Below are 26,357 nucleotides of genomic sequence, written 5' to 3' on the forward strand. Positions count from 1 at the left end.
CGCAACCCCATGAGCATCCAGTTCCTCGGCATGATCGGCCACCGCCTGGCCTCCGAGACCCTCGCCCCGGCCGGCCCGATCCTCGACAAGCAGTACATCGCCGCCTTCGCCCGCGCCCACGAAGAGGCCGGCTTCGACCGCATCCTGGTCGGCTACTGGTCCGATCAGCCGGACGGCTTCCTGGTGGCCGCCACCGCCGGCCTGGCCACTTCCAGGATCAACTTCCTGCTGGCGCACCGCCCCGGCTTCGTCGCCCCGACCCTGGCCGCGCGCAAGCTGGCGACCCTCGAGCACCTGCTCGACGGGCGCCTGGCGGTGCACATCATCAGCGGCGGCAGCGACGCCGACCAGCGCAAGGACGGCGACTACCTCGACCACGACCAGCGCTACGCCCGCAGCGACGAGTTCATCGAAGTGCTCAAGCGCACCTGGACCAGCGCCGAGCCCTTCGACTTCCACGGCGAGCACTACCGCGTGGAGCAGGCCTTCTCGGCTATCCGCCCGCAGCAGAAGCCGCATATCCCGGTGTATTTCGGCGGCTCCTCGGAGGCGGCGCTGAAGGTCGCCGGCAGGCAGGCCGACGTGTTCATGCTCTGGGGCGAGCCCCTGGCCCAGGCCGCCGAGACCATCGCCGCGGTGCGCGAGCAGGCTCGGCAGAACGACCGCGAGGTGGAGTTCAGCCTGTCGTTCCGGCCCATTCTCGGGCGCACCGAGGAAGAGGCCTGGGCCAGGGCCGAGGCGATCCGCGCGACCGCCAGCCAGCGCCTGGGCGAGGCCGGCTTCCCCAAGGGCAAGCCGCAGAGCGTCGGCGCCCAGCGCCTGCTCAAGGCGGTGGAGCAGGGCGACCGCGTCGACGAACGCCTGTGGACCGGCATCGCCAAGCTGGTCGGCGGCGGGCACAACTCCACCGCGCTGGTCGGCACCCCGGAGCAGGTCGCCGATGCGCTGCTGGCCTACTACGACCTGGGCGTGCGCAGCATCCTCATCCGCGGCTTCGACCCGCTCAACGATGCCGTGGAGTACGGCCGCGAGCTGATCCCGCTGACCCGCGCCAAGGTCGCCGAGCGCGAGCGCCGGCGTGCCACGGCCTGAACCCATGACCAATTTGCAGACCCCGCCGCTGGCGCTCAACGACCTGCTGCCGGCGCTCACCCGGCAACTGGCCGAGAGCGCCGAGGCCTACGATCGCAGCGGCGACTTCCCCCATGCCAACCTCGCCCTGTTGCAGCACTTCGGCCTGCTCGGCCTGGCCCTGCCGCAGGCACTCGGCGGCCCCGGCGCCGGCCTCGGCGAACTGCGCCGGGTGGTCGGCGCCGTGGCCCGTGGCGAACCCTCCACCGCGCTGGTGCTGTGCATGCAGTACCTGCACCTGCGGCGCCTGGCGGACAACCCCGGCTGGCCCGAAGCGCTCAAGCGCCGCGTGGCCCGCGAGGCGCTGGAGCAGGGCGCGCTGATCAACAGCCTGCGGGTGGAGCCGGAGCTGGGCTCGCCCTCGCGCGGCGGCCTGCCGCAAACCGTGGCGCGGCGTGACGGCGAGTGCTGGCGGCTGTCCGGGCACAAGCTCTATACCACCGGCATTCCCGGGCTGACCTGGCTGGCGGTGTGGGCGCGCAGCGACGAGCCGACGCCGCGCGTGGGCGCCTGGCTGGTGCGCCGCGACAGCCCCGGCATCCGCATCGTGGAAAGCTGGGACCACCTGGGTATGCGCGCCACCGGCAGCCACGAGGTGATCTTCGAAGAGGTGCCGGTGCCGCTGGAACACGCCGTCGGCCTCTACCCCCACGACCAGCCGCCGGCGCCGGACGAAGCCGTGCTGCGCGACTTCGCCCAGGCCAGCGCGGCGCTGCTCGGCGCGCTCTACGATGGCATCGCCGGGGCCGCCCGTGACTGGCTGCTGGGCTGGCTGCGCGAGCGCGTGCCGGCCAGCCTCGGCGCGCCCCTGGCCAGCCTGCCGCGGGTGCAGGAAGCGCTGGGCGCCATCGACGGCCTGCTGCTGCAGAACCGCCTGCTGCTCGACGCCGCCTGCCGCGAGCGGCTGAGCGCCAGCGAGGCGGGACTGATCAAGGTCGCCGTCACCGACAACGCGGTGACGGTGGTCGAGAAGGCCCTGGAGCTGAGCGGCAACCACGGCCTGAGCCGGCACAACCCGCTGCAGCGCCACTACCGCGACGTGCTCTGCGGGCGCGTGCACACCCCGCAGAAGGACAGCGTCTGGATCGCGGCGGGGAGGGCGGCGCTGAGCCCCTGAGCCCGCGCGATCACCCGACAACAACGACGGCAATATCGGCGACCGCACCGGCGGAACGGATAGCCCCAAGACAACCCCTGGCTTCCGTGCGAAGCCGCCTGGAGATTGCCCCATGAAACGAACCCTGCGTGTTTTCGCCGGCCTGCTGGCCGCGACCTTGCTGGCCGGCGCCGCCAGCGCCGCCGAACCCGTCACCCTGCGCCTGGGCGACGTGAAGGGCGACCGCTACGCCGCGCTGCGCGCCTCCGGCGAGCTGGACAACCTGCCGTACAAGCTGGAAATGTCCGCCTTCCCCTCCGGCGCCCCGGTGCTCGAAGCGCTGAACGCCGGCGCCCTGGACATCGGCTTCACCGGCGACATCCCGTTCCTCTTCGTCTATGCCGCCGGCGCGCCGCTCAAGGCCGTGGGCGCCTGGCACTTCAACCCGGCGACCGTGGCGCTGGTGGTGGGCAAGGATTCGCCGATCCACTCGGTGGCCGAACTCAAGGGCAAGCGCATCGCCGTCAACCGCGGCGGCTGGGGCCACTTCATGGCCCTGGGCGCGCTGCGCCGCGCCGGGCTCAAGCCCGAGGACGTGACCTTCTCCTTCCTCGGCCCGGTGGACGGCCGCGCCGCCCTGGTGCGCGGCTCGGTGGACGCCTGGGTGCCCTGGGAGCCCTATACCTCCAGCGCCGTGCTGCTCGACCAGGCGCGGGTGATCGACAACGGCGACGGCATCATGACCGGCTACTCCTACGCCCTGGCCAGCGACGCCGCCATCGCCGGCAAGAAGGCCGCCATCAGCGACCTGTTGACGCGCCTGGCGCGCGCCCAGGTCTGGGCCCTGCAGCATCCGGACGCCTTCGCCGCGGCGCTGGCCAAGGACCTGAACATGCCCCGGGAAGTGACGCGCCGCTGGGTGGGCGAGGCGCGCATCAGCCCCATCGTGTTCGATGCGAACATCGCCGCCACGCTGCAGAAGGCCGCCGACTTCTTCCACGGCGAGGGCGTGCTGCCCAAGGCGCTGGACGTCGCCCCGGCGTTCGATTTCAGCCTGTCCGCCGGCGCCGCCGAAGTGGCCCGCCAACTGCCCGCCGACCTTACCGTCGGCCAGCGTTGAGGAGCCCCGCCATGCGCAAGATCCTCAGCCTGTTCCTGCTGCTGTGCCTGGCCGCCGGCCAGGCCCTCGCCGCCGAGCGCGTGACCCTGCGCCTGGCCGACCAGAAGGGCAACATGCGTGCCCAGCTGGACGCCGCCGGCGCGCTCAAGGGCCTGACCTACGACATCCAGTGGTTCGAATTCCCCGCCGCCGCGCCCCTGGCCGAAGCGCTCAACGCCGGCGCGGTGGATGCCGGCATCATCGGCGATGCGCCCCTGCTCTTCGCCCTGGCCGCCGGCGCCCAGGTGAAGGCCATCGCGGCGGACAAGTCCGACCCCTACGGCACCGCCGTGATCGTCCGCGGTGACTCGCCGCTGCATTCGGCGGCCGACCTCAAGGGCAAGCGCATCGCCACCGGGCGCGGCTCCATCGGCCACTTCGTGGCGCTCAAGGCGTTGGCTTCGGCAGGCCTGAGCGAGAAGGACGTGGAACTGCGCTTCCTCGGCCCGGTGGACGCGAAGATGGCCCTGGCCAACGGCTCGGTGGACGCCTGGGCGACCTGGGAGCCCTACACCGCGCTCTCGGAGACCGCCGACAAGGCGCGGGTGCTGGTCAACGGCCGTGGCCTGTGGGCCGGCAACAGCTTCCTCGCCGCCACCGATTCCGCCCTGGCCGATCCGGCGAAACGCGCCGCCCTGCAGGACTACCTGCAACGCCTGGCCGGCGCCCAGCGCTGGGCCTACGCGCACCTGGACGAGTATTCGCGCAGCCTGGCGAAGATCATCGGCTTCCCCGAGGACGCCGCGCGCCTGCAGTTCGAGCGCCGGCAACTGCGCTGGCAGGCGCTGGACGCCCAGACCCTCGCCCAGCAGCAGGAGACCGCGGACTTCTACCAGGCCCATGGGCTGATCCCGCAGCGCCTGGACGTGCAGCCGACCTTCGCCGCGGGCTTCGCGGTGGAGCAGGGGCCGGCCGTTGGCCAGCGGCAGCCCTGACGGTTCTCAGCTAAGGCAAAAAGGTTATTTAACCTTGCTGCATTGCTTGGATATGGTTCTAAGTGCCGCCCCGGCCGCGCCTCGTGCGCGGCGCAACGGGGCGCCGCCGAACCCCTTCGCTTCAGTCTTCCCGCGCGCCATTCGCCCAGGCACTGATCCCGTCGTCCCGAGGTGCCCATGAGCGTCGCCCCGCCCCGGCTGGCTCCCGCCGAGCCGTTCCCCCAGCCCGCCGTCGCCGGCCCCGCCGCCTGGGCCCGCGCCCTGCGCGAATCCGGGTTGCTGCGGCTGTCGCTGCCGGCCCAGCTGGGCGGCGCCGGCAGCCCCTGGCGCGAGGTCCTGCAGGTTCTGCGCGACCTCTGCGAGCGCGACGGCGGCCTGGCCCGGCTGTTCGCCGTGCATCACCTGCAACTGACCCGCGTGCGCCTGCTCGGCAGCCGCGAACAGTTGCAGCGCCTGTTGCACCTGAGCCTGCTGCGCGAGCCGCTGTGGGGCGCCCTGGGCGAGGACGATGGCCAACTGCTGCGGGCCGAGGAACACCTGCGCGGCGGCTTCCGCGTCAACGGCGCGCAATGGGATGCCTTCACCGCCGAGGCGGCCGACTGGCTGCTGCTGCGCGCCTGGCACGCGCCCAGCGGCGACTTCCTGCTGGCCGCGCTGCCCAGCGCGCGGGCCGGCCTTGCTCTGCGCGCCGGCGCCCACTGCCAGGGCCTGCGCCTGCACCCGGAGGACATCCTGCTGCCGCCGGGCCTGGCGGCCACGCCGCGGCGCGTGCTCGGCGACGGCCTGGCGCAACTGCTGCAGGCCAACGTCGCCCTGGGCCTGGCGTTGCAGGCCGCGGACAGCCTGGACCTGCCCGAGGCCTCGGAGCTGTCGCGGCTGCTCGGCCTGGGCCTGGTGCTCAGCGAGCAGGCCGCCCGGCAGCTGGATGAGGACATCGAGGCGGGCGCGGCGCTGGCCTTCGGTCGCGCCAGCCACTTCGCCAATCTCGCCGCCCAGGCCCTGGCGGTGGCCCGCCAGGCGGCCCAGGCCAGCCTCCGCGCGGAGGGCGTGAGGGCCCGGCTGCTGGGGGCTGCGCACTGATGGCGGGATGAATCCGCGCGGTATTAGTTAAGAACTAAAAATTATTTATTTCTGATTTTTTATAGCTGTAATCTTCACTTCACCGGACCACCGGACTCATCCAGAACACCTGACACCAGTCCCGTGGTCCGTCCTCGCTCTGCAGGCGGCCGCCCCGTACCCGAGGAGCCGTACCCATGTCCCGCAGCCCATTCCTGCGCCGTTTCGCCGTTGGCCTCGCCGCCTCCGCCGCCCTGCTGGGCGCCCTGGGCGCGCACGCCGAAGGCACCCTGCGCATCGGTTTCCAGAAGTCCTCCACCCTGCTGACCATCGTCAAGGCCCAGGGCACCCTGGAGCGCGAGCTAGGCAAGCAGGGCATCAAGGTGTCCTGGCATGAGTTTCCCAGCGGCCTGCCGCTGCTCGAATCGCTCAACGTCGGCAACGTCGACCTGTCCGCCGACGTCGCCGACACCGTGCCGGTGTTCGCCCAGGCCGCCGGTGCGCAGCTGACCTACTTCGCCCGCGAAACCCCGTCGCCCACCGCGCAGTCGATCCTGGTGCCGGAGGATTCGCCGCTGAAATCCCTGGCCGATCTGAAAGGCAAGCGCGTGGCCGTGACCAAGGCCGCTGGCAGCCACTACCTGCTGATCGCCGCATTGGCCAAGGCCGGCCTGAAGTTCTCCGACATCCAGCCTGCCTACCTGACCCCCGCCGACGGCCGCGCTGCCTTCGAAAACCACAAGGTGGACGCCTGGGTGACCTGGGACCCCTACGTCGCCAGCGCCCAGCGCCAGCAGCACGCCCGCGTGCTCGCCGACGGCCAGGGCCTGGCCAGCTACCAGCGTTACTACCTGGCCTCCAGTGACTACGCCAAGGCCCACCCGCAAGTGCTCGGGCAGGTCTTCGCCGAACTGCAGAAGACCGGGCGCTGGGTGAAGCAACACCCGGCCGACGCGGCCAAGCTGCTCGGCCCGCTGTGGGGCAACCTCGACGCCGCCACCGTGGAGCAGGCCAACGCCCGCCGCAGCTACGACGTGCAGCCGGTGCGCGCCGACGGCCTCGACGAGCAGCAGCGCATCGCCGACGCCTTCTACGCCGAGGGCCTGCTGCCCAAGCCGGTGGACGCCCGCGCCGTGCAGGTCTGGCAGCCGGACCTGGCGCGCAACTGAAGCGAACTTTCCGCCGCTCCGCGAGGGGCGGCCCGTCACGGCCCGGCCGGCCGCCCCGAATGCATTTCCAGGAGCACCCCATGAAACGCACTTTCGCCCCGCGCCGCCTGCTGGCCGCGCTCGCCCTGGCCGGCGTCGCCGGCATCGCCCAGGCCGACATCACCCTCGGCTACCAGACCGGCGTGGACCCGACCAAGGTCCCGCAGGCCGACGGCACCTACGAGAAAGCCATCGGCGAGAAGCTCGACTGGCGCCGCTTCAACAGCGGCCCGGAAGTGGTCGCCGCCATCGCCTCGGGCGACGTGCAACTGGGCAACCTCGGCTCCAGCCCGCTGGCCGCCGCCACCTCGCGCGGCCTGCCGATCGTGGCCTTCATCGTCACCGCGCAGATCAACGCGGCCGAGGCCCTGGTGGTGCGCAACGGCAGCAGGATCGAGAAGCCCGAGGACCTGGTCGGCAAGACCATCGCCACGCCCTTCGTCTCCACCTCGCACTACAGCCTGCTGGGCGCGCTCAAGCACTGGAAGATCGACCCCACCAAAGTGAAGATCGTCAACCTCAACCCCACCGAGATCGCCGCCGCCTGGCGCCGTGGCGACATCGATGGCGCCTTCGTCTGGTCGCCGGCCCTGGGCGAGATCAAGAAGAGCGGCAAGGTGCTGACCGACGCCGCGGAAGTGGGCAAATGGGGCGCGCCGACCTTCGAAGTCTGGGTGGCGCGCAAGGACTTCGCCGAGAAGCACCCGGAGGTATTGGCCAAGTTCGCCCGCGTGACCCTCGATTCCTTCGCCGACTACAACGCGCACAAGGCCCAGTGGACCGCCGATTCCGAGCAGGCGAAGAAGATCGCCCGGCTGACCGGCGCGGCGCCTGAGGACGTGCCGGAGCTGCTGGCCGGCAGCGCCTTCCCCGAGACCAAGGAACAACTGTCCAGCGCGCTGTTGGGCGGCGGTACCGCCAAGGACATCGCCGGGACCGCGGCCTTCCTGAAAGAGCAGAAGCGCGTGCCGTCGGTGTTCAAGGATTACTCGCCCTACGTCAGCGCGGAGTACGTGCGCCAGGCGGAGAGCGTGCAGGTGGGGCAGCGCTGATCGCACGATCTCCCCGCTCGATCTCCCTGTAGGAGCGAGCTTGCTCGCGAACCCGCTTCACACCGCACCTTCCCCGTCATCCCCGCGAACGCGGGGATCCAGAGTCTCTGGGTTCCCGCGTTCGCGGGGATGACGAGGTGGAGAAAGGTGCCGGGCTGTTCGCGAGCAAGCTCGCTCCTACGAAGAGCGAAGAGCGAAGAGCGAAGAGCGAAGGGCAGAGAGCTGAGAGCGAAGAGCGCAACGTGCGAAGCGCCCCAGCATTCCTTCTTACCCTACGGAGGGCAGAAACATGAGCCGTCTGACGGCCGAGGCCGTGAGCCTTTCTTTCCAGCAGCATGGCCAGACCCGGCGCGTGCTGCATGAGCTGACCCTGGACGTGGCCAAGGGCGAGTCCCTGGTGGTGCTGGGCCCTTCGGGCTGCGGCAAGTCCACGCTGCTCAACGTCCTGGCCGGCTTCCAGAAGCCCGACCGCGGCCGCGTGCAGATCGACGGGCGAACCCTCGAAGGCCCCGGCGGCGAGCGTGGCGTGGTGTTCCAGGACGATGCCCTGATGCCCTGGCTGGACGCCCTAGACAATGTCGCCCTGGGCCTGCGCATCCGTGGCCTGGGCCGCGCCGAGCGCGAGGCCCGCGCCCGCGAGGTGCTGGCCCTGGTGGGCCTGCAGGAGCACGCGCATTACCGCGTCTCGCAGCTTTCCGGCGGCCAGCGCCAGCGCCTGGGCCTGGCCCGCGCGCTGGCGGTGGAGCCGGACTTCCTGCTGCTGGACGAGCCTTTCGGCGCCCTCGACGCGCTGACCCGCGAGCGCATGCAGGTGCTCACCCTGGACCTGTGGCGCAAGACCGGCAAGGGCCTGTTCCTGATCACCCACAGCGTCGACGAGGCGCTGTTCCTGGCCACCGACCTGGTGGTCATGGACGGCCCGCCGGCGCGCATCGTCAAGCGCCTGCGCCCGGACTTCGCGCGGCGCTACGCGGCCGGCGAGCCGGTGCGCTCGATCAAGGCCGACCCCGAGTTCGGCCGTCTGCGCCAGGCGTTGCTGGATGAATTCCTTGAAGACGAAAGCTTCGAAGAACCGGAGGCCGAACATGCCCACTGACACCCTCAGCGCCAAGCTGCCCGCCCGCCGTCGCGCCAAGCCTGCCCGCCCGCGTGACGCGCGGCGCTGGGCCGCCGCCGGGAGCATCGCCGCCCTCGCCGCGCTCTGGTGGTTCGCCACCCATTTCGGCTGGGTCGACACCCTGTTCCTGCCGGCCCCCGAGCAACTCTACGAAGCCCTGCAGCGGGTGCTAGCCGAAGGCTACGTCGACGCCACGCTGTGGCAGCACATCGGCACCAGCCTGCTGCGCGTGCTGCTGGCCCTGGGTGCGGCGGTGCTCACGGCGATTCCGCTGGGCATCCTCATGGGCCTCAACCCGCTGGTGGGCGCCGCGCTGGACCCGCTGGTGGAGTTCTACCGGCCGATCCCGCCGCTGGCCTACCTGCCGCTGATCGTCATCTGGTTCGGCATCGGCGAGCTGTCCAAGGTGCTGCTGATCTACCTGGCGCTGTTCGCCCCGCTGCTGATCGCCACCGCCGCCGGCGTGCGCCGCGTGGACAAGTCGCGCATCCAGGCGGTGCGCTGCCTGGGCGCCAACCGTTGGCAGGTGGTGCGCCACGTGGTGCTGCCCAGCGCCCTGCCGGAAGTCCTCACCGGCCTGCGCATCGCCCTGGGCGTGGGCTGGTCGACCCTGGTCGCCGCCGAGCTGATCGCCGCCAACCGCGGGCTGGGCTTCATGGTGCAGTCGGCGGCGCAGTTCCTGGCGACCGATGTGGTGGTGTTGGGGATTTTGCTGATTGCTGGGATCGCGTTGAGCTTCGAGGTGGGCTTGCGTTGGTTGCAGGGGCGGTTTGCTTCTTGGGAGTAGGGGTAAGAGCTAGAGCCAGAGCCCCTCACCCTAACCCTCTCCCGCAAGCGGGAGAGGGGACTGATCGGAGTCGCCGGCTAGCTCGGCGCTCGACTGACACACCGAACAAAGCCCCCTCTCCCGCTTGCGGGAGAGGGCTGGGGAGAGGGTGCTCTTCCCTGCACAGAACACGAGAGAGAAAAGAAATGACCACCCTGACCCTGGCCCCCCTCAGCCCCGCTCTGGGCGCCGTAGTCTCCGGCATCGACCTGCGCCAGCCGCTGGACGACGCCCAACAGCAGGCCATCGAGCAGGCCCTGCTCAGCCACCAGGTGCTGTTCTTCCGCGACCAGCCGCTGACTCCTTCGCAGCAGGCCGCTTTCGCCGCGCGCTTCGGCGACCTGCACATCCACCCGATCTACCCCAGCGTGCCCGAGCAGCGCGAGGTGATCGTGCTCGACACTGCCGTCACCGACGTACGCGACAACGCCATCTGGCACACCGACGTGACCTTCCTGGAAACCCCGGCCCTGGGCGCGGTGCTGGCCGCCAAGCAGTTGCCGCCCTACGGTGGCGACACCCTCTGGGCCAGCGGCATCGCCGCTTTCGAGGCGCTGTCCAAACCCTTGCAGCGACTGCTCGACGGCCTGACCGCCACCCACGACATCAGCAAGTCCTTCCCCCAGGAACGCTTCGGCGCCACCGACGCCGACCTGGCGCGCCTGGAAGAAGCGCGCAAGAAGAACCCGCCGCGCTCCCATCCGGTGATCCGCACCCACCCGGTCACCGGGCGCAAGGCGCTGTTTGTCAGCGATGGCTTCACCACCCGCATCAACGAGCTCTCGGCGGCCGAGAGCCGGGCCATCCTCGACCTGCTGTTCGCCCACGTCGCCCGCCCGGAGTTCACCGTGCGCTGGCGCTGGCGCGAGAACGACGTGGCCTTCTGGGACAACCGCGTGACCCAGCACTACGCGGTGGACGACTACCGCCCGCAGCGCCGGGTGATGCACCGCGCGACCATCCTCGGCGACAAACCGTTCTGATCCCCGCACGCCAACCCTTGCCCTTGTAGGAGCGAGCTTGCTCGCGAACCGCCTCGTGCCGAAGCTGTTCGCGAGCAAGCTCGCTCCTACGAAAAGCGGGGGCGTTGAGTGGGTGGCATTCGGCGTGGTGGGTGTGAACCGCTTCGTGCCGAAGCTGTTCGCGAGCAAGCTCGCTCCTACGAAAAGCGGGGGGCGTTGAGTGGGTGGCATTCGGCGTGGTGGGTGTGAACCGCCTCGTGCCGAAGCTGTTCGCGAGCAAGCTCGCTCCTACGAAAAGCGGGGGGCGTCGCCTGGGCGATATTCGGCGTCGTGGGCGCGCGCGCCGCTCTGGCCTAAGCTTGGCAGGTTGCCTTTCAGAGACTTCCTTCCATGCTCGAACGGATTCCGGACGAATCGAACCTGGCCGAACTGACCCTGCGCGGGCTCATTCTCGGCGCCCTCATCACCGTCGTCTTCACCGCCTCCAACGTCTACCTGGGCCTGAAGGTCGGGCTGACGTTCGCCTCCTCGATCCCCGCCGCGGTGATCTCCATGGCGGTGCTGCGCTACTTCTCCGGCTCGAACATCCTGGAGAACAACATGGTGCAGACCCAGGCCTCGGCCGCCGGCACCCTGTCGTCGATCATCTTCATCCTCCCGGGGCTGCTGATGATCGGCTACTGGGCCGGCTTCCCGTTCTGGCAGACCGCGGCCATCTGCTCCATCGGCGGCATCCTCGGGGTGCTCTACACCATCCCGCTGCGCCGGGTGATGGTGGTGCAGAGCAGCCTGCCGTACCCCGAGGGCGTGGCGGCGGCGGAGATCCTGCGCGTCGGCAGCCATGACGAGGAACACCCGCAGACCGGCGACGGCAGCAAGCCGGGCCTGCGCGACATCCTCGCCGGCGGCCTGGTGGCGGCGCTGTTCAGCCTGTTCAGCAGCGGCTTCAAGCTGCTGGCCGAGGGCTTCAGTTTCTGGCTCACCGCCGGCCAGGCGGCGTTCCGTCTGTCCACCGGCTTCTCCCTGGCGCTGGTCGGCGCCGGCTACCTGATGGGCATCACCGCCGGCATCGCCATCCTCATCGGCGTGGTGATTGCCTGGGGCGTGGCGGTGCCGCTGCTCACCGTGAACAGCACCCTGGCTGCCGGGCAGAGCCTGCCGGAGCTGGCCAGCAAGCTGTGGAGCAGCCAGGTGCGCTTCCTCGGCGCCGGCACCATCGGCGTGGCCGCGCTCTGGACCCTGGCCACCCTGTTCAAGCCCATGGTGCAGGGCGTCTGGGCCTCGCTCAGCGCCATCAGCGGGCGCGCCGAGACCAGCGACCTGCGCACCGAGCGCGACATGCCGGCGGCCTGGATCCTGGCCATCGCCGCCGTGCTGCTGGTGGCGCTGTTCGTGGTCTTCGCCTACTTCCTCGGCCAGGCCGCGCCGGACCTCGCCGGCTTCGCCTTCTGGGGCCTGGTGGCCACCTGCGTGGTGTTCGCCTTCTTCTTCGGCTTCCTGATCGCCGCCGCCTGCGGCTACATGGCCGGCCTGGTGGGTTCCTCCAGCAGCCCGATCTCCGGCATCGGCATCATCGCGGTGATCCTGGTGTCGCTGCTGATCCTCGGCGTCGGCTCGCTGGAGACCGGCTTCCTGGCCCGCGAGGGCGGCAAGCTGGCGATCGCCCTGGCGCTGTTCACCACCGCCGTGGTGCTGGCCATCGCCGCCATCTCCAACGACAACCTGCAGGACCTCAAGACCGGCTACCTGGTCGGCGCCACGCCCTGGCGCCAGCAGGTGGCGCTGATCGTCGGCTGCCTGGTGGGCGCGCTGGTGATCCCGCCGGTGCTGGAGCTGCTGTACAACGCCTATGGCTTCACCGGTGCCCTGCCGCGCGAGGGCATGGACCCCGGCGCGGCCCTGGCCGCGCCCCAGGCGACGTTGATGACCGCCATCGCCAGCGGGATTTTCCATAACGCGCTGAACTGGAACATGATCCTCATCGGCGTGGCCCTGGGCATCGCCCTGATCCTCGTCGACGTGCTCCTGCGCCGCACCGGCAAGGCCAGCCTGCCGGTGCTGGCCGTGGGCCTGGGCATCTACCTGCCGCCGACCATCGGCATGACCCTGGTGGTGGGCGCGGTGCTCGCCTGGCTGCTGGAAAGCACGCTGAAGAAGCGCGCCCAGGCCGCCGGGGTGAACGAGGACAAGTACGCCGACCTGCCGCGCCGCCGCGGCGTGCTGCTGGCTTCGGGGCTGATCGTCGGCGAGAGCCTGATGGGCATCCTGCTCGCCGCGCTGATCGGCACCAGCGGCAAGGACGCGCCCCTGGCGCTGGTCGGCGCCGGCTTCGAGGACACCGCGCAGTGGCTGGGGCTGCTGGTGTTCGTGGTGGTCTGCGTGCTGTTCCACCGCCAGGTGCTGGGCAAACGCTGATACAAACGCAGGCTTGGTCGATCAGGGATGTGTGATATATGTTATCGATATCACATATGGAGGACGCCATGCGTACCCTGGTCGACATCCCTGCCGAACACCTCGAAGCGCTCAATGCCCTGGGCGAGCAACAGCAGCAATCGCGCGCCGCGCTGATCCGCGAGGCGGTCGCCGAGTACCTGGTCCGGCACCGCCGGCAGGATGCCGAGGCCGCCTTCGGCCTGTGGAACGGCAGCGCCGGCGACGGCCTGGCCTACCAGGAGAAGGTGCGCGAGGAATGGTGAAGGCGCTGTTCGACACCAACATCCTCATCGACTACCTAAACGGCCACGAACAGGCCCGCGACGAGTTGCGCCGCTACGATGACCCCGCCATCAGCATCGTCACCTGGATGGAGGTGATGATCGGCGCCACGCCCGCCACCGCCGCGGCCACCCGCGCCTTCCTCGACAGCTTCGCCCTGGTGCCGCTCGACGCGTCCGTCGCCGAGCGCGCCGTGGCGGTGCGCCAGGCGCTGCGGGTGAAGCTGCCGGACGCCATCATCAAGGCCAGCGCCGAGGTGCAGGGGCGCCTGCTGGTCACCCGCAACACCAGGGACTTCCCCGTCGACGACGCCGGCGTGCGCCTGCCCTACCGGCTCTGAGCCCCGCGCCGGGCGAACCACAGGCTGGAGAAGGCGTAGGCGACGAACCAGCCGATGTTGATGCCGGCGCCGCGCAGCCAGGTGCCCAGCGGCTCCGCCAGCACGGCGGGGGCGAAGTGGCCCAGCACCCCCAGGCTCAGCGGGTTGAGCAGCAGCGCGCTGCTGCGCGGCAGGCGCGTGCGCCCGCAGGCGATGGCCAGGGTGAGCACGGCCAGCCCGGCCACCAGGCCGCCCACCGCCGCCACCCAGGCGATCATCAGCAGGCGGTGGAACTGCTCGCCCAGCGCCAGCAGCGCCGGATGGGCGTCCGCCGGCACCAGCAGGAGGGTCTTGTAGACCATCCCCAGGTGGTAGAAGGCGGCGTGCCCCAGCGGCGAGTAGGCGTTGCCGCAGACCAGCAGGGCGAACAGCGTCCAGGCCATCCAGCCCCGGCCGCGGGCGACCAGGAACCAGTGCCAGGCGCCGAGCAGGTACAGCGGCATGGCCAGCACTGCCACCAGGGCGCCGAAGGCCAGGCGCGGCTCGCTGTTGGGCAGCATGTAGTCCAGGCCTTCGAAGCTGATCCGCGCCAGGTAGTCCTGCAGCGGCGGGTAGTCGGCGAGGTTGGCCCGGGCGCCGAGCAGGCCGGCGTCGCCGATCATCCAGAACACCGCGGCCAGCAGCCCGGCGTAGCCGCACAGGCGCAGGGCGCGGTCGCTGTAGATCGGGTTCATGGCGACGGCCTGCGGGCGCGGGCCAGCGCCGCCAGGATCACCACCAGGGGAACGCCCAGGGCGAACCAGGACAGCGCGTCCCAGGGGCCGTCGCCGACCAGCGCGGAAATCAGCCCTACCAGGCTGAGCACGGCCAGCGCCAGGGGCCAGCGGAACACCATCCACAGGTTGCGCTTCATGCCTCGCCCTCCGCGGCCAGGTGCCCGGCCTGCAGGTCGGCCAGGCGTTTCTCCATGGTCTTGCGCCGCGCGAACCACAGGTACAGGCCGCTGCCGAGGACGACGATGGCCACCAGGTCGAGCAGCGTCCAGACGATCTTCAGCGGCAGCCCGCCGTAGTCGCCGAAGTGCAGCGGCTGCGAGAGGAACAGCGTCTTCACGTACAGCGGCATCTCGCGGATGTCGGTCAGCTCGCCGGTCTGCGCGTCCACCAGGGCCGGCTTGAGCAGGCGCTTGGTCAGCGGCGTGGCGCCGTGCATGAACACCGCGTAGTGGTGCTGGCTGCTGAACTGGGTGCCGGGGAAGCCGATGAAGCTCATGGTCATGTCCGGCGCCGCCGCCTGGGCGGTCTGCAGCGCCTTGTGCAGCGAGCCGTTGTCGGCCATGGGCGGCGCGTCGCGGTAGGGCGCGGTCATGTCGGCCAGCTGGTCGCTGCGCCAGAGCATGAGGATCGGCAGCGCCAGGGTGTTGATCACCCCGGTGGCGCCCACCACCAGCACCCAGGCCAGGGTGACGATGCCCAGCATGTTGTGCAGGTCCAGCCACTTCACCCGGCGGCTACGTCTGGTGCGCACCGCGGCGAAGTCGAGCTTGCGCATGAAGGGCGTGTAGACCACCACCCCGGATACCAGCGAGGCCACCAGCAGCAGCCCCATGAAGCCGAGGAACAGGTAGCCGGGCAGGCCCATGAACAGGTCGGTGTGCAGCTTGAGCATCAGGTACATGAAGCCGCCGGGCGGCGGCTCCGGGTCGAAGAACTCGCCGGTGCGCGCGTCGAACGGCTGCACGTGGCCGATCTCCGGCGGCGGCACCAGGCTGGGCGCGGTGATCACCGCGCCCAGCGGCTCGTCGGGGTCGAACACCACGAAGCGCACCACCTCGCCCGGGCGCGCGGCCAGGGCGCGGGCCACCACGTCGTCGTAGTCGATGCGCGGCGACTCGGCGGTCAGCGGCTTGAGCTCCGGGTGCGGTTCCAGGTAGTGCTCGATCTCCTCGTGGAAGATCAGCGGCAGGCCGGTCAGGCACAGCAGCAGGAGGAACAGCGTGGACACCAGGCTGGTCCACTTGTGCACCAGGTACCAGGTGCGCAGGGCTTTCGCGGTCATGGGCGCCTCAGAAGTCCGCGGTCAGCGACAGCGACAGGGTGCGCGGCGAGCTGACGGTCATGTAGCCGTTGGACGCGGTCCAGTAGTCCTTGGCCAGCAGGTTCTCAAGGTTGGCCCGCGCCACCAGCGGCTTGCCGGCGACCTGGAAGGCATAGCTGGCGCCGACGTCGACGCGGTTCCAGTGCGGGACCTTGAGGTCGTTGGTGGTGTCCAGGTAGGCCGCGCCGGTGTAGATCCAGCGGCCGTCGAGGGTCAGTCCCTGGACGAACGGGGTGTCCCAGCTCAGCCCCAGGTTGGCCTGGCGCCGCGGCACGCCGGGGGCGTCCTGGCCTTCGCTGGCGGGGTTGGCGGTCTTGCTCTGCTCGGCCTTGATGTAGGTGGCGCCGGCCAGCACGCGCAGGTCGTCGGTCAGTTCGCCGAACAGGCTCAGCTCGATGCCGCGGTTGCGTTGCTCGCCGTCGGCGCGGAACACGTTGTCGGCGTCGAGGAAGGCGTTGGGCTTCTTGATCTCGAACAGCGCCAGGGTGGTGGTGAAGCTGCCCAGTTCGTACTTGGCGCCGACCTCGTACTGCTCGGCCTTGTACGGCGCCAGCGCCTGGCCGGCGTTGGCCGCGGTGGAGGGCGGGGTGTCGCCCTGGCTCAGGCCCTGGATGTAGTTGGCGTACAGCGACAGCTCGTCCAGCGGCTTGACCAGCAGGCTGAACATCGGCGTCCAGGCGTGCTCGTCGTACTTGTTGGTGCGCGCCCCGCTGGACGGGTCGTAGTCCTTGGACTGCACCGTCTGCCGGCGCACGCCGGCGGTGAACTGCACGCGCTCGTCGAGGATCGACAGCTTGTCGGCCAGGGCCACGCCGGAAAGGTCGGTTTCGTTGGTCTTGGGGATGCCGCCGTCGAGGCTGGAGAAGTCCGGGATCGGCGTGTGCGGCGAGGTCTCGTAGAGGCTGCCCGGCTGCATGCCGGTGAACACGTAGACCATGCCCACGCGCTCGTGCAGGCGGTTGGCGCTGAAGGTCCAGTCGTGGCGCACCGGGCCGGTGTCGAAGTCGCCGCGCAGGCCGGCCTCGCCGGAGTAGGTGCGGCGGTCGGCGCGCTGGCGCGCCAGGCCGTTGATGATGTCGCCCTGGTTGCCGTTGAGGATGCTGTTGGCGGCGATGGTCTCGTAGTTGCTCTGCCGTCCGCCGATGCTGGCGAAGGCGGTGAGGTGGTCGCTGAGGTCGTACTCGCCGCGGTTGACCATGGAGTAGTCCTCCTGGTCCAGGTAGGAATCGCGCAGGCCGAAGCGCGTCTTGGAGTCCGGCGCGTGGGGGATGCTGGTGGCGGTGCCGGTGATCACCGGGCGCACCACGCCTTCCAGGCTTTCCTTCTGGTACAGCAGGTCGCTGGACAGGCGCAGGCGCTCGCCGCGGAAGTCCAGGGCCAGGGACATCAGCGGGAACTCGCGGCTCTGGTGGTCGATGGCGGTGTCGCCGTTGCGGTACACGCCGTTGAAGCGCACGCCGAAGGCGTTGCCCTCGCCGAAGCGGCGGCCGATGTCCAGGTGCGTGCCGACCTGCGAGCGGTCGGTCCAGTCCAGGCTGACGCGGGTCAGCGGCTGGTCCTCGGCGCGCTTGGGCACCAGGTTGATGGTGCCGCCGACGCTGCCGCCGGGGGACATGCCGCCGAGCAGGGCGGTGGGGCCCTTGAGCACTTCGACGCGCTCGGCGAACTCGATCGGCACCCGCCAGTAGGGCAGCACGCCGTACAGGCCGTTGAGGGCGACGTCGGCGTTGTTCACGTTGAAGCCGCGGATGACGTAGGTGTCCACCAGGTCGCCGCGGCCGCCGACCACCCGCACCGACGGGTCGTTGGCCACCAGCAGGTCGGCGACGCTGCGCGCCTGCTGCGCCTCGATGGTCTGCGCGGTGTAGCTGGTGACGCTGAAGGGCGTGTCCATGAGGTCGGCGTTGCCCAGCATGCCCAGGCGCGCGCCGCTGGCCACCTGGCCGCCGGCATAGGCGGGCGGCAGCGTCTCGGCGCCGAGGCTGGCGGTGATGGTGCTGGCCGACAGCGCCACGGCGCCGTCGGTGGGCAGCGGCCGCAGCACGTAGCTGCCGTTGGCCTGGGGCTCGGCTTCCAGGCCGCTGCCGGCGAGCAGCGCGCTGAAGCCGCCGGTGACGTCGTAGCTGCCGTGCAGGCCGCTGGACTGGCGGCCGCGCAGTTGCGCGGCGTCGAACGACAGGGCCACCCCGGCGGCGCTGGCGAAGCGCCCGAGCACCTCGGCCAGCGGGCCGGCGGCGATGTCGTAGCGCGCGGCTTCCGCGGCCTGGGTCGTGGTGGCGGCGAGCGCGCCGGCGCCCAGGGCCAGGGCGATGGCCAGGGCCAGCGGTTTGTGCAACGAGCGGCTGCCGGTGGTCGGCGCCGGGGTGGTGTAGCGGTTCATGCAAGCTCCCCCAAGTTGGGCCAGATGGCCCGGAATAAGAGGGGGCCGGGCGAGGGCGGAAAAAAGTGCAAGGGCGGGCGGATTTTTTTCGCCCCCGGCGTTCAGGCGCGTGGCTGCACGCTGATCCAGAAGCGCGTATGGCGCACGATGCGCAGGTCGAAGCCGGATTCCAGGGCGGCCAGGGCCAGGTCGGTGTCGCCGATGGGGAAGTTGCCGGAGACCTTCAGGCCGGCCACCTGCGGGTCGCAATGCAGCACGCCGTTGCGGTAGCGCGAGAGTTCCTCCAGCAGCTCGCCCAGCGGGCGGTCCACGGCGATCAGGCTGCCGGCCAGCCAGGCCGCGGTGTTGGCGTCGTTGTGCCGCAGTTGGCCGAGTTCCAGCGCGTCGAGGTCGAGCTGCTCGCCGCCGTGCAGGATGCGGCTGCGCTGCGGCGCGGCCTGGGGGCGGACTTCCACGGCCTTGTCGAGCACGGCGACGCGGGTGCGGCCGTCGAGCAGGCGCACGCTGAAGCGGGTGCCCAGGGCGAGGATGCGCCCCTGGGGCGTCTCCACGCGGAAGGGCCGCGCGCTGCCGCTGGGGTCCGGCGCGGTGCTGACGAAGATTTCCCCGCGCAACAGGCGCAGCAGGCGTTGTCGGGGGTCGAAGAGCACGTCCACCGCGCTGTCGGTGTTGAGCGTCAGCGAGGAGCCGTCGGCCAGGGTGACTTCGCGGCGTTCGCCCACCGCGCTGCGGTAGTCGGCCAGCCAGGCCTGCCAGGGCGTGTCGCGCCAGGCGAGCCAGGCCAGCGGCAGGCCCAGGGCGAGGCTGCCCAGGCCGCCGAGCATCTGCCGGCGCGACAGCGCGCGGGCGCCCAGCGTCGGTCCGGCCAGTTGCCCCGGCACCCGGGCGAATTGCTGGCGCACCTGTTCCACCCGGGCCCAGGCGTGCTGGTGTTCGGCGCTGGCGGCGTACCAGTGCTGCCAGGCGTTGCGGTCGGCATCGCTGGCCTGGCCGGAGTAGAGGCGCGCGTACCACTGGGCGGCGGCGCGGATGGCCTGGCGCTCGGTCTCGCTGGGAGTGGCGGTGCTCATGGCAGCATCAGGCAGCAGTGTTCCATGGCCTTGGCCATGTGGTTGTTCACCGTGCGCAGGGAAATGCCCTGGCGCTCGGCGATCTCGGCGTAGGTCAGACCTTCCACCTGGGCCAGCAGGAAGCTGCGCTTGACCTTGGCGCCCAGGCCGTCGAGCAGGCGGTCGATCTCCATCAGCGCCTCGAACAGCAGGGCCTGGGTCTCCGGCGAGGGCTGCTCGTCTTCCGGCAGGCTGGCCAGGGCTTCCAGGTAGGCCTGTTCCAGCGCGCGGCGGCGGAAGTGGTCGACCATCAGGCCGCGGGCCACGGTGGCCAGGTAGTCGCGTGGCTCGCGGATTTCGCTGGCGTTGCGCGCGCGCAGCACGCGGACGAAGGTGTCCTGGGCCAGGTCGGCGGCATCGCAGGCATTGCCCAGGCGGCGCCGCAGCCAGCCGTGCAGCCAGCCGTGGTGCTCGCTGTAGAGGTCGCGCAGGGCGTGCTGTTGGTTGAGGACGGTAGCCGACATGGGAATGGCCTGGAAAAAGAATGGCCAATGATAATCACTATCAATTGCCTATTTCCAGGCCTCCCTTGGTCGTGCCCAGAATCTGTCTACGATCTCGCGAGCTAGAGCAGAACAAGGCGCAACGACCAACGGGAGTAACAGCCGAAGGCTGGCCCGAAGGGCGAGCGCAGCGAGTCAGACAGGCGAGGAAGCGGAGTTTAGGCCGCTAAATGAGCATTCCTCGCCTGTTTTCAACGCAGTTATGCCGACGCGCAGCAGATCGTAGGCAGGTTCTCAGCGGACCAGATGCAGGAACTGCAGGTGCCGCTCGTACTGGTCGAGCATGTCGTTGATGATCTGCTCCTTGCCGTAGCCCATCAGGTCGTAGTCCTGGCTGCCCTCGGCCAGGTGCACCTCGGCGCGGAAGTAGCGGCGGTTCTTCAGGTGCAGGCCGCCCATGCCGGCGCGGGCGAAGGACGGCGTGAAGTAGCCGCGCATCGATACCTGGTAGTAGAACGGGTGCTGCTCGCCGTGGCCGATCTCCAGGCTCAGTTCCAGGTTGCCCGGGTCGAGGTCGGCGTCCACCTGCAGGCCCTTGTCGCGGAACACCTCCGCCACCTCGGCCATCGCCGGGCTGACCACGTCCGCCAGGAAGCGGTACACCTCGTCGCGGGTGGGGAAGTGCACCGCCTGGGAGATGCGCCGCTTCCAGCCACCGGCCTTGGCCGCCAGCGGCGGCGCCAGGGAGTGGCTGCGCGCGCGCTGGCGCTGGGATTCGAGGTAGAAGGCCTTGTGCAGGCCCCACATCATCAGCAGCAGGATCAGCGAGAAGGGCAGCGAGGTGAGCACCACCGCCGACTTCAGCGCATCGATGCTGCCGGCGAACAGCAGGCCGCCGGTGACCAGCGCGGTGGCCAGGCCCCAGAACACCCGCAGCCACTTCGGCCCGTCGTCGTCGGCGCTGCCGCCACGGGCGGAGAGGGTGGAGAGCACCACGGTGCCGGAGTCGGCCGAGGTGACGAAGAATACGAAGCTGACCAGCACGGTCACGGCGATCAGCGCGCGGCTGCCGGGGTAGTCCTGCAGCAGCTGGTAGAGCGCCATCTGCGGCTCCGCCACGGCCACCCGGCCGAGTTCGACGGCGCCGTGGTTGAGCACCTGGTCCAGGGCGCTGTTGCCGAAGATCGACATCCACGCCAGGGTGAAGCCCAGGGGAATGAACAGCACGCCGAAGACGAATTCGCGGATGGTCCGCCCGCGGGAGATGCGCGCGATGAACAGGCCGACGAAGGGCGCCCAGGCGATCCACCAGGCCCAGTAGAACACCGTCCAGCCGCCCAGCCAGTCGCCGCCCTCGCCATAGGCGTAGAGGTCGAAGCTCTTGGTCGGCAGCGCGCCCAGGTAGTCGCCGATGTTCTGCACCAGGGTGTTGAGCAGGTGCTGGGTGGGCCCGGCGAACAGCACGAACAGCAGCAGGCCGCAGGCCAGCAGCATGTTGATGTCGGACAGCAGGCGGATGCCCTTGTCCACGCCGGACACCGCCACGGCGATGGCCGCGCCCATCATCAGGGCGATCAGCGTCATCTGCACCGGGTGGCTGTGGGCCACGCCGAACAGGTAGTCGAGCCCGGCGTTGAGCTGCAGCACGCCGAAGCCCATGTCCGCGCCCAGGCCGAACACGGTGGCGACGATGCCGAAGCAGTCCACGGTGTAGCCGATGGGCCCGTTGATGCGCTTGCCGATCAGCGGGTACAGCGCCGAGCGCAGCGCCAGCGGCAGGTTGTGGCGGTAGGCGAAGTAGGCCAGGGCCATGGCCACCAGGGCGAACACGCCCCAGCCGTGCAGGCCCCAGTGCAGGAACAGCAGCTGCATGGCCTGGCGCGCGGCCTCGGCGCCGCCGGCTGCGCCCTGGGGCGGCTGCAGGAAGTGCGTCAGCGGCTCGGACACGCAGAAGAAGAACAGGGTGATGCTGATGCCCGCGGCGAACAGCATGCCGGCCCAGGACAGGTAGCTGAATTCCGGCTCGTCGTGGTCGGCACCGAGCTTGATCTTCCCGTAGCCGGAAAGCGCGGTGACCACCACGAAGATCAGGTACAGCGTCATCGCCAGCAGGTAGTACCAGCCGACGTTGGCGGCGGCCCAGGCCTGGGCGTCGAGCAGCCATTGGCCGGCCTCGGCGGGAAAGCCGATGACCAGGGCGACGAACAGCAGGATCAGCGCTGCCGCACCGTAGAAGACCGGTGGGTTCATGCGCATGGCGGGGGTGGGGGACGCGGTGACGGAGGGGGAGGGAACGGCGGACAAAACGGGCGGGGTTCCTCGTGTTTTTAATTGATCAACCGATCAATATAAACACGAAAGGCCGTGCCAGGGCCAATCCTCGGGACCGATGGTCCCGCCGCCGGCCCCGTGCGGGGGCCGAGCGGAGCGGGTACTGCTTTACTTGCGGCGGCGCTTCACGCGGCGGACTTCACGGCGTTCCGGATCGACCTGCTGAGGTACGTTGAGGAAAGCGGTGGCGGCGAAAAAGCTGGCAAGAGCGGCAAAGCTGGTCACGATAGTCTCCAAAGGCGCCGGGGAAATTGGGTCCCGACTGCCTGACAGCCATTTTCCCTGATCTTCATGACAAAAAGAAGTTGATGCGCCTGATGATCGGTATCGATGTGGTCGATGAGGCTGCTTTTTGCTGTAAATGTCAGAGAAATTCCTGTTTTTGACCTTTCCATCAGGATTCCCTGCTGCCGGCGGCGGGGTAGGCGAATCGTTTCACTGCGACCATTCGTCGCTTTTCGCGGACGTTCAGGGCTTAGGAGACGCTTTTTCGCGGGGGCCGAGATCCTTGCAGGAGCGCGCATGGCTTTTCGTAGGATGGTGTTGAGCGAAGCGATACCCATCAGCGCAACCGCATGGGTTTCGCAAGCTCAACCCATCCTACGAAAAGCGCCCCGGCGCGGCTTGCAAGACAGTTGCTCCTACATTGCAGGCGAGCACGGCTTCTCGTAGGAGCGAGGGGGACGCCTAGTTCTTGCTCGCGAATGAGCCCCGCAGCGGAGTCTGTTCGCGAGCAAGCTCGCTCCTACGAAGAGCAGAAGAGCAGCTCAGCGTAGCCGGCACCTACGGGAGCGGGTCCTCTTCCAGCAGCGCGCGCAACTGTTCGCGCACGCCGGGCCGGCGCAGCAGCTGGCGCAGCTCCGCCGGCGCGGCGTCGGGCAGGTTCAGGTGCTGCGGCTGGATTTCCGCTCCCGGGCTGACCAGCAGGGCGAAGTGGATGACGTTCTCCAGCTCGCGGATGTTGCCCGGCCAGGGGTAGGCCTCCAGCGCCGCCTGGGTCGCTTCGCCGATGTGCGGCACCGGCAGGTCCAGGCGCTGGGCGTGGATGCCGAGGAAGTATTCGGCCAATGGCAGGATGTCGCCGATGCGCTGGCGCAGCGGCGGCAGTTCCAGGTCGCCGTCCACCAGGTATTGCCGCAGCGGTTCGAGGAACTTGCCGGCCGCCACCGCCTGGCCCAGGTCGATGCTGGTAGCCACCACCAGGCGCACGTCCACCGGGATCGGTTCGCGGGCGCCGACGCGCAGCACTTCGCGTTCCTGCAGCACGCGCAGGAGTTTCTCCTGCAAGGCCAGCGGCAGGTCGGCGATCTCGTCCAGGTACAGGGTGCCGCCGTTGGCCGAGCCCAGCCAGCCGGCGCGGCTGCCCACCGGGCCGTTGTGGGCGCCGGGGGCGTAGCCGAACAGCTCGGCCTCGGCGAAGTTGCGGCTCAGCGCGCTGCAGCTCACCGCGACGAACAGCCCGGGGCGCTCGCTGGCGCGGTGGATGTGCCGGGCCAGCAGTTCCTTGCCGGTGCCGGTCTCGCCGCGGATCAGCACCGGCTGCAGGCCCGGGGCCAGGCGCTCGACCTCGTCGCGCACCTGGTGCGAACGCGGGTCGAAGAACACCAGCGCCTTGGCGCGGATGCTCAGCGGGCTCTTGTCGGCGTCGGGGAAGGTCAGCAGCGGTTGGGGGACTTTCATCTGCGCGATCTCGAAATGAAAACGCCGGTGCGGATGCTCACCGGCGTGGGGGATGGGCGGCGCTGCGCGGCGCCGCCGGCTGGGCATCGATCAGAAGGCGGGGATCACCGCGCCGTCGTATTTCTTCTCGATGAAGGCCTTCACTTCCGGGCTGGTAAGGGCCGCAGAGAGTTTCTTCAGCGCGTCGCTGTCCTTGTTGTCCGGGCGCGCCACCAGGTAGTTCACGTAGGGCGAGTTGCGGTCTTCGAGGATCAGGGCGTCCTTCACCGGGTTGAGCTTGGCTTCCAGGGCGTAGTTGGTGTTGATCAGGTCCAGGTCGACCTGGTCCAGCACGCGCGGCAGCAGGGCCGATTCCAGCTCCTTGAACTTCAGGTGCTTGGGGTTCTCGGCGATGTCTTTCGGCGTGGCCAGGGCGTTGTGCGGGTCCTTCAGCTTGATGACGCCGGCCTTCTGCAGCAGGAGCAGGGCGCGGCCGCTGTTGCTGCCTTCGTTGGGCAGGGCGACGGTGGCGCCGTCGGGCAGCTCGGCCAGGGACTTGTACTTCTTCGAGTAGCCGCCGAAGGGTTCGACGTGCACGCCGGTCACGGTGACCAGGTCGGTGCCCTTGCCCTTGTTGAAGTTGTCCAGGTACGGCTTGGTCTGGAAGTAGTTGGCGTCCAGGCGCTTCTCGGCCACCTGCACGTTGGGCTGCACATAGTCGGTGAAGACCTTGATCTCCAGGTCCACCCCTTCCTTGGCCAGGGTCGGCTTGATCAGCTCGAGGATTTCCGCGTGGGGCACCGGGGTGGCGGCCACCACCAGTTTCTCGTTGGCGTTGACCGAGGCGCTGAAGGCGGCGGCGAGGGCAGTGATGAGCAGCAGTTTCTTCATGACGGTGTCCTTGTAGGGCAGCGTGCCGGGCAGGTCGCGCTCGTGGCGGCGACGCGGGCGGCGGGGGTTGGCTCCGGCGCCTCTGCGGGCGCCGTTGGAGCGAAAGCTACCGGGATTTTTTATTCCATTAAAATATTATTTATTCATTTTTATATGACTGAAATTCATATTCGGACTGAGGCAAGCTGCCGCGCGGCAACCCGCCACGGCGGCATTTTCCGGGGCCGGGGGTACCATCGACGGGCTTTCTTGAGCTGCATCAATGCACGCCCTGCTAGTCTTTGCTTGGCGTACCGCCGCGACCACAGGTCCGCCGGCCCGAACAAGAATCCGATTCCAGGATCACCGCTGAAACTGTCGGCTCCCGTGGGCCGGCGAGTTGCCCGCTGCGTGCGACGACGGGCGTCACCCTGAAGAGGAAACGTCATGTTGGGTCTTGAGGCGTTGGAACTGGCGCGTATGCAGTTCGCCTTTACCGTCTCCTTCCATATCATCTTCCCCGCCATCACCATCGGCCTGGCCAGTTACCTGGCGGTGCTCGAAGGGCTGTGGCTGAAGAGCGGCCAGGAGGTCTACCGCGACCTCTATCACTTCTGGTCGAAGATATTCGCGGTCAACTTCGGCATGGGCGTGGTCTCCGGCCTGGTCATGGCCTACCAGTTCGGCACCAACTGGAGCCACTTCTCCGCCTACGCCGGGAGCATCACCGGGCCCTTGCTGACTTACGAGGTGCTCACCGCGTTCTTCCTCGAGGCCGGCTTCCTCGGCGTGATGCTGTTCGGCTGGAACCGCGTCGGCCCGGGCCTGCACTTCTTCGCCACGGTGATGGTGGCCCTGGGCACGCTGATGTCGACCTTCTGGATCCTCGCCTCCAACAGCTGGATGCAGACGCCGCAGGGCTTCGAGATCGTCGACGGGCGGGTGATCCCGGTGGACTGGTTCGCGGTGATCTTCAACCCGTCCTTCCCCTACCGCCTGCTGCACATGTCCATCGCCGCCTTCCTCTCCACCGCCTTCTTCGTCGGCGCCTCGGCGGCCTGGCACCTGCTGCGCGGGCGCGACAACCCGGCGATTCGCAAGATGCTTTCCATGGCCATGTGGATGGCGCTGCTGGTCGCGCCCATCCAGGCCATGATCGGCGACGCCCACGGGCTGAACACACTGGAGCACCAGCCGGCGAAGATCGCCGCCATCGAGGGCCACTGGGACAACGCCGAGGGCGGCCCGACGCCGCTGATCCTGTTCGGCTGGCCGGACATGCAGCGCGAGGAAACCCGCTTCAAGGTCGAGATCCCGGTGCTCGGCAGCCTGATCCTGCGCCACAGCCTGACCGAGCCGATCCCGGCGCTGAAGGACTTCCCGCGCGAGGACCGGCCCAACTCCACCATCGTCTTCTGGTCGTTCCGCATCATGGCCGGCCTGGGCATGCTGATGATCCTGGTTGGCGTCTGGAGCCTGTGGCTGCGCTGGCGCGAGGGGCTGTACCGCAACCGCGCCTTCCTGCGCCTGGTGCTGTGGATGGGCCCCTCGGGGCTGCTGGCGCTGCTCGCCGGCTGGTTCACCACCGAGGTCGGCCGCCAGCCCTGGGTGGTCTACGGGCTGATGCGCACCGCCGACGGCGTGTCCAACCACAGCACCCTGCAGATGAGCCTGACCCTGGTGATGTTCGTGCTGGTGTACTTCTCGCTGTTCGGCGTGGGCATCGGCTACATGATGCGCCTGGTGCGCAAGGGCCCGGTCACCGACGAGGGCCGCGAGCACAACGAGGGCGGCGCCGGTCGCCAGCGCACCGCGGCGCGGCCGCTGTCGGCCACCGCCGAGGGCTTCGACGAGGATGACGACCATCCGGCGGGGAGGAACTGAGC

At 69.5% G+C, this 26,357-nt stretch carries 25 protein-coding genes; 15 read left to right on the forward strand and 10 right to left on the reverse strand.

Annotation, left to right across the window (positions count from 1 at the left end; all coding sequences use genetic code 11):
- Nucleotides 1-9: 9 nt before the first annotated feature.
- The 14 genes from BM060_RS21720 to BM060_RS21780 all read left to right on the forward strand — a co-directional run bounded on the left by BM060_RS21720 (nucleotide 10) and on the right by BM060_RS21780 (nucleotide 13,603).
- On the forward strand, nucleotides 10-1,092 hold the full coding sequence (locus tag BM060_RS21720; protein ID WP_074982878.1) for an LLM class flavin-dependent oxidoreductase: 1,083 nt from the start codon (nucleotides 10-12) through the stop codon (nucleotides 1,090-1,092).
- Between the two features lie 4 nt (nucleotides 1,093-1,096).
- Nucleotides 1,097-2,248 carry an acyl-CoA dehydrogenase family protein gene (locus BM060_RS21725; protein ID WP_074982880.1) on the forward strand — a complete coding sequence of 384 codons (1,152 nt, stop codon included), beginning with the start codon at nucleotides 1,097-1,099 and terminating at the stop codon, nucleotides 2,246-2,248.
- Nucleotides 2,249-2,360: 112 nt separating this feature from the next.
- Nucleotides 2,361-3,347: an aliphatic sulfonate ABC transporter substrate-binding protein gene (locus BM060_RS21730; RefSeq protein ID WP_058071685.1), complete on the forward strand. Its 987-nt coding sequence runs from the start codon at nucleotides 2,361-2,363 to the stop codon at nucleotides 3,345-3,347.
- Nucleotides 3,348-3,358: 11 nt separating this feature from the next.
- The gene (locus tag BM060_RS21735) at nucleotides 3,359-4,321 is read left to right on the forward strand and encodes an ABC transporter substrate-binding protein (protein ID WP_074982882.1); all 963 of its coding nucleotides are present in this window, start codon (nucleotides 3,359-3,361) and stop codon (nucleotides 4,319-4,321) included.
- A 177-nt stretch (nucleotides 4,322-4,498) separates the two neighbouring features.
- Nucleotides 4,499-5,401 carry an acyl-CoA dehydrogenase family protein gene (locus tag BM060_RS21740; protein ID WP_058488304.1) on the forward strand — a complete coding sequence of 301 codons (903 nt, stop codon included), beginning with the start codon at nucleotides 4,499-4,501 and terminating at the stop codon, nucleotides 5,399-5,401.
- 176 nt (nucleotides 5,402-5,577) lie between these two features.
- A complete protein-coding gene (locus tag BM060_RS21745; RefSeq protein WP_074982883.1) occupies nucleotides 5,578-6,549 on the forward strand; it encodes an aliphatic sulfonate ABC transporter substrate-binding protein in 972 nt (323 codons plus the stop codon).
- A gap of 80 nt (nucleotides 6,550-6,629) precedes the next feature.
- Nucleotides 6,630-7,640 (forward strand): taurine ABC transporter substrate-binding protein, encoded by a 1,011-nt coding sequence (gene tauA, locus BM060_RS21750; protein WP_074982886.1) that lies wholly within the window; start codon nucleotides 6,630-6,632, stop codon nucleotides 7,638-7,640.
- Between the two features lie 289 nt (nucleotides 7,641-7,929).
- Complete coding sequence (locus BM060_RS21755) at nucleotides 7,930-8,736, forward strand: taurine ABC transporter ATP-binding protein (protein WP_074982888.1); 807 nt, start codon at nucleotides 7,930-7,932, stop codon at nucleotides 8,734-8,736.
- Complete coding sequence (locus BM060_RS21760; RefSeq protein ID WP_061562851.1) at nucleotides 8,726-9,544, forward strand: ABC transporter permease subunit; 819 nt, start codon at nucleotides 8,726-8,728, stop codon at nucleotides 9,542-9,544. The genes BM060_RS21755 and BM060_RS21760 overlap by 11 nt, the downstream gene beginning before the upstream one ends.
- Nucleotides 9,545-9,729: 185 nt before the next feature.
- Nucleotides 9,730-10,566: a taurine dioxygenase gene (gene tauD, locus BM060_RS21765; protein WP_074982890.1), complete on the forward strand. Its 837-nt coding sequence runs from the start codon at nucleotides 9,730-9,732 to the stop codon at nucleotides 10,564-10,566.
- Between the two features lie 37 nt (nucleotides 10,567-10,603).
- Complete coding sequence (locus tag BM060_RS33015) at nucleotides 10,604-10,765, forward strand: hypothetical protein (protein WP_167858391.1); 162 nt, start codon at nucleotides 10,604-10,606, stop codon at nucleotides 10,763-10,765.
- 170 nt (nucleotides 10,766-10,935) lie between these two features.
- The gene (locus tag BM060_RS21770) at nucleotides 10,936-12,960 is read left to right on the forward strand and encodes an OPT family oligopeptide transporter (protein ID WP_074982892.1); all 2,025 of its coding nucleotides are present in this window, start codon (nucleotides 10,936-10,938) and stop codon (nucleotides 12,958-12,960) included.
- A gap of 68 nt (nucleotides 12,961-13,028) precedes the next feature.
- Entirely contained in the window at nucleotides 13,029-13,244 is a 216-nt protein-coding gene (locus BM060_RS21775; protein ID WP_009613188.1) for a ribbon-helix-helix domain-containing protein, read from the forward strand.
- Nucleotides 13,238-13,603, forward strand: a complete 366-nt coding sequence (locus BM060_RS21780; RefSeq protein WP_058073004.1) for a type II toxin-antitoxin system VapC family toxin — start codon at nucleotides 13,238-13,240, stop codon at nucleotides 13,601-13,603. Before BM060_RS21775 ends, BM060_RS21780 begins: the two co-directional genes overlap by 7 nt.
- Here the strand turns inward: BM060_RS21780 and BM060_RS21785 are convergent.
- The 10 genes from BM060_RS21785 to BM060_RS21825 form a co-directional block, all read right to left on the reverse strand.
- Nucleotides 13,591-14,316: a DUF6796 family protein gene (locus BM060_RS21785; RefSeq protein WP_074982893.1), complete on the reverse strand. Its 726-nt coding sequence runs from the start codon at nucleotides 14,314-14,316 to the stop codon at nucleotides 13,591-13,593. The two genes, BM060_RS21780 and BM060_RS21785, sit on opposite strands and share 13 nt — an antisense overlap.
- Nucleotides 14,313-14,495, reverse strand: a complete 183-nt coding sequence (locus BM060_RS21790) for a hypothetical protein (RefSeq protein ID WP_074982895.1) — start codon at nucleotides 14,493-14,495, stop codon at nucleotides 14,313-14,315. The genes BM060_RS21785 and BM060_RS21790 overlap by 4 nt, the downstream gene beginning before the upstream one ends.
- Nucleotides 14,492-15,640 carry a PepSY-associated TM helix domain-containing protein gene (locus BM060_RS21795; RefSeq protein ID WP_074982897.1) on the reverse strand — a complete coding sequence of 383 codons (1,149 nt, stop codon included), beginning with the start codon at nucleotides 15,638-15,640 and terminating at the stop codon, nucleotides 14,492-14,494. The genes BM060_RS21790 and BM060_RS21795 overlap by 4 nt, the downstream gene beginning before the upstream one ends.
- Nucleotides 15,641-15,647: 7 nt before the next feature.
- Entirely contained in the window at nucleotides 15,648-18,059 is a 2,412-nt protein-coding gene (locus tag BM060_RS21800) for a TonB-dependent receptor (RefSeq protein WP_074982899.1), read from the reverse strand.
- 101 nt (nucleotides 18,060-18,160) lie between these two features.
- Nucleotides 18,161-19,129: a FecR domain-containing protein gene (locus tag BM060_RS21805; RefSeq protein ID WP_074982901.1), complete on the reverse strand. Its 969-nt coding sequence runs from the start codon at nucleotides 19,127-19,129 to the stop codon at nucleotides 18,161-18,163.
- Nucleotides 19,126-19,632, reverse strand: coding sequence for a sigma-70 family RNA polymerase sigma factor (locus BM060_RS21810; RefSeq protein ID WP_074982904.1), 507 nt, complete (start codon nucleotides 19,630-19,632; stop codon nucleotides 19,126-19,128). The genes BM060_RS21805 and BM060_RS21810 overlap by 4 nt, the downstream gene beginning before the upstream one ends.
- A 273-nt stretch (nucleotides 19,633-19,905) precedes the next feature.
- A complete protein-coding gene (gene betT, locus BM060_RS21815) occupies nucleotides 19,906-21,861 on the reverse strand; it encodes a choline BCCT transporter BetT (RefSeq protein ID WP_058073012.1) in 1,956 nt (651 codons plus the stop codon).
- A 302-nt stretch (nucleotides 21,862-22,163) separates the two neighbouring features.
- The gene (locus BM060_RS32575) at nucleotides 22,164-22,505 is read right to left on the reverse strand and encodes a hypothetical protein (RefSeq protein WP_135499954.1); all 342 of its coding nucleotides are present in this window, start codon (nucleotides 22,503-22,505) and stop codon (nucleotides 22,164-22,166) included.
- A gap of 220 nt (nucleotides 22,506-22,725) precedes the next feature.
- Nucleotides 22,726-23,622, reverse strand: a complete 897-nt coding sequence (locus BM060_RS21820; RefSeq protein ID WP_058488314.1) for a sigma 54-interacting transcriptional regulator — start codon at nucleotides 23,620-23,622, stop codon at nucleotides 22,726-22,728.
- Nucleotides 23,623-23,712: 90 nt separating this feature from the next.
- Entirely contained in the window at nucleotides 23,713-24,492 is a 780-nt protein-coding gene (locus BM060_RS21825) for a MetQ/NlpA family ABC transporter substrate-binding protein (protein ID WP_074982906.1), read from the reverse strand.
- 426 nt (nucleotides 24,493-24,918) lie between these two features.
- On the opposite strand from BM060_RS21825, the gene BM060_RS21830 reads away from it, so the two are divergent.
- Nucleotides 24,919-26,355, forward strand: coding sequence for a cytochrome ubiquinol oxidase subunit I (locus tag BM060_RS21830; protein WP_074982908.1), 1,437 nt, complete (start codon nucleotides 24,919-24,921; stop codon nucleotides 26,353-26,355).
- Nucleotides 26,356-26,357: the final 2 nt, after the last annotated feature.

This window comes from Pseudomonas citronellolis (genome assembly GCF_900112375.1).
GTDB classification, from domain to species: domain Bacteria; phylum Pseudomonadota; class Gammaproteobacteria; order Pseudomonadales; family Pseudomonadaceae; genus Pseudomonas; species Pseudomonas citronellolis.

Excerpts from the sequence above, each read along its gene's own strand:
- BM060_RS21795 (WP_074982897.1), bottom strand. The coding sequence starts at position 15,640 with ATGACCGCGAAAGCCCTGCGCACCTGGTACCTGGTGCACAAGTGGACC.
- BM060_RS21745 (WP_074982883.1), top strand. The coding sequence starts at position 5,578 with ATGTCCCGCAGCCCATTCCTGCGCCGTTTCGCCGTTGGCCTCGCCGCC.
- tauA (WP_074982886.1), top strand. The coding sequence starts at position 6,630 with ATGAAACGCACTTTCGCCCCGCGCCGCCTGCTGGCCGCGCTCGCCCTG.
- BM060_RS21785 (WP_074982893.1), bottom strand. The coding sequence starts at position 14,316 with ATGAACCCGATCTACAGCGACCGCGCCCTGCGCCTGTGCGGCTACGCC.
- BM060_RS21800 (WP_074982899.1), bottom strand. The coding sequence starts at position 18,059 with ATGAACCGCTACACCACCCCGGCGCCGACCACCGGCAGCCGCTCGTTG.
- betT (WP_058073012.1), bottom strand. The coding sequence starts at position 21,861 with ATGAACCCACCGGTCTTCTACGGTGCGGCAGCGCTGATCCTGCTGTTC.
- BM060_RS21740 (WP_058488304.1), top strand. The coding sequence starts at position 4,499 with ATGAGCGTCGCCCCGCCCCGGCTGGCTCCCGCCGAGCCGTTCCCCCAG.
- BM060_RS21720 (WP_074982878.1), top strand. The coding sequence starts at position 10 with ATGAGCATCCAGTTCCTCGGCATGATCGGCCACCGCCTGGCCTCCGAG.
- BM060_RS21770 (WP_074982892.1), top strand. The coding sequence starts at position 10,936 with ATGCTCGAACGGATTCCGGACGAATCGAACCTGGCCGAACTGACCCTG.
- BM060_RS21825 (WP_074982906.1), bottom strand. The coding sequence starts at position 24,492 with ATGAAGAAACTGCTGCTCATCACTGCCCTCGCCGCCGCCTTCAGCGCC.
- BM060_RS21820 (WP_058488314.1), bottom strand. The coding sequence starts at position 23,622 with ATGAAAGTCCCCCAACCGCTGCTGACCTTCCCCGACGCCGACAAGAGC.
- BM060_RS21755 (WP_074982888.1), top strand. The coding sequence starts at position 7,930 with ATGAGCCGTCTGACGGCCGAGGCCGTGAGCCTTTCTTTCCAGCAGCAT.
- BM060_RS21810 (WP_074982904.1), bottom strand. The coding sequence starts at position 19,632 with ATGTCGGCTACCGTCCTCAACCAACAGCACGCCCTGCGCGACCTCTAC.
- BM060_RS21805 (WP_074982901.1), bottom strand. The coding sequence starts at position 19,129 with ATGAGCACCGCCACTCCCAGCGAGACCGAGCGCCAGGCCATCCGCGCC.
- BM060_RS32575 (WP_135499954.1), bottom strand. The coding sequence starts at position 22,505 with ATGGGTATCGCTTCGCTCAACACCATCCTACGAAAAGCCATGCGCGCT.
- BM060_RS21830 (WP_074982908.1), top strand. The coding sequence starts at position 24,919 with ATGTTGGGTCTTGAGGCGTTGGAACTGGCGCGTATGCAGTTCGCCTTT.
- BM060_RS21775 (WP_009613188.1), top strand. The coding sequence starts at position 13,029 with ATGCGTACCCTGGTCGACATCCCTGCCGAACACCTCGAAGCGCTCAAT.
- BM060_RS21735 (WP_074982882.1), top strand. The coding sequence starts at position 3,359 with ATGCGCAAGATCCTCAGCCTGTTCCTGCTGCTGTGCCTGGCCGCCGGC.
- tauD (WP_074982890.1), top strand. The coding sequence starts at position 9,730 with ATGACCACCCTGACCCTGGCCCCCCTCAGCCCCGCTCTGGGCGCCGTA.
- BM060_RS21730 (WP_058071685.1), top strand. The coding sequence starts at position 2,361 with ATGAAACGAACCCTGCGTGTTTTCGCCGGCCTGCTGGCCGCGACCTTG.
- BM060_RS21780 (WP_058073004.1), top strand. The coding sequence starts at position 13,238 with ATGGTGAAGGCGCTGTTCGACACCAACATCCTCATCGACTACCTAAAC.
- BM060_RS21790 (WP_074982895.1), bottom strand. The coding sequence starts at position 14,495 with ATGAAGCGCAACCTGTGGATGGTGTTCCGCTGGCCCCTGGCGCTGGCC.
- BM060_RS21725 (WP_074982880.1), top strand. The coding sequence starts at position 1,097 with ATGACCAATTTGCAGACCCCGCCGCTGGCGCTCAACGACCTGCTGCCG.
- BM060_RS21760 (WP_061562851.1), top strand. The coding sequence starts at position 8,726 with ATGCCCACTGACACCCTCAGCGCCAAGCTGCCCGCCCGCCGTCGCGCC.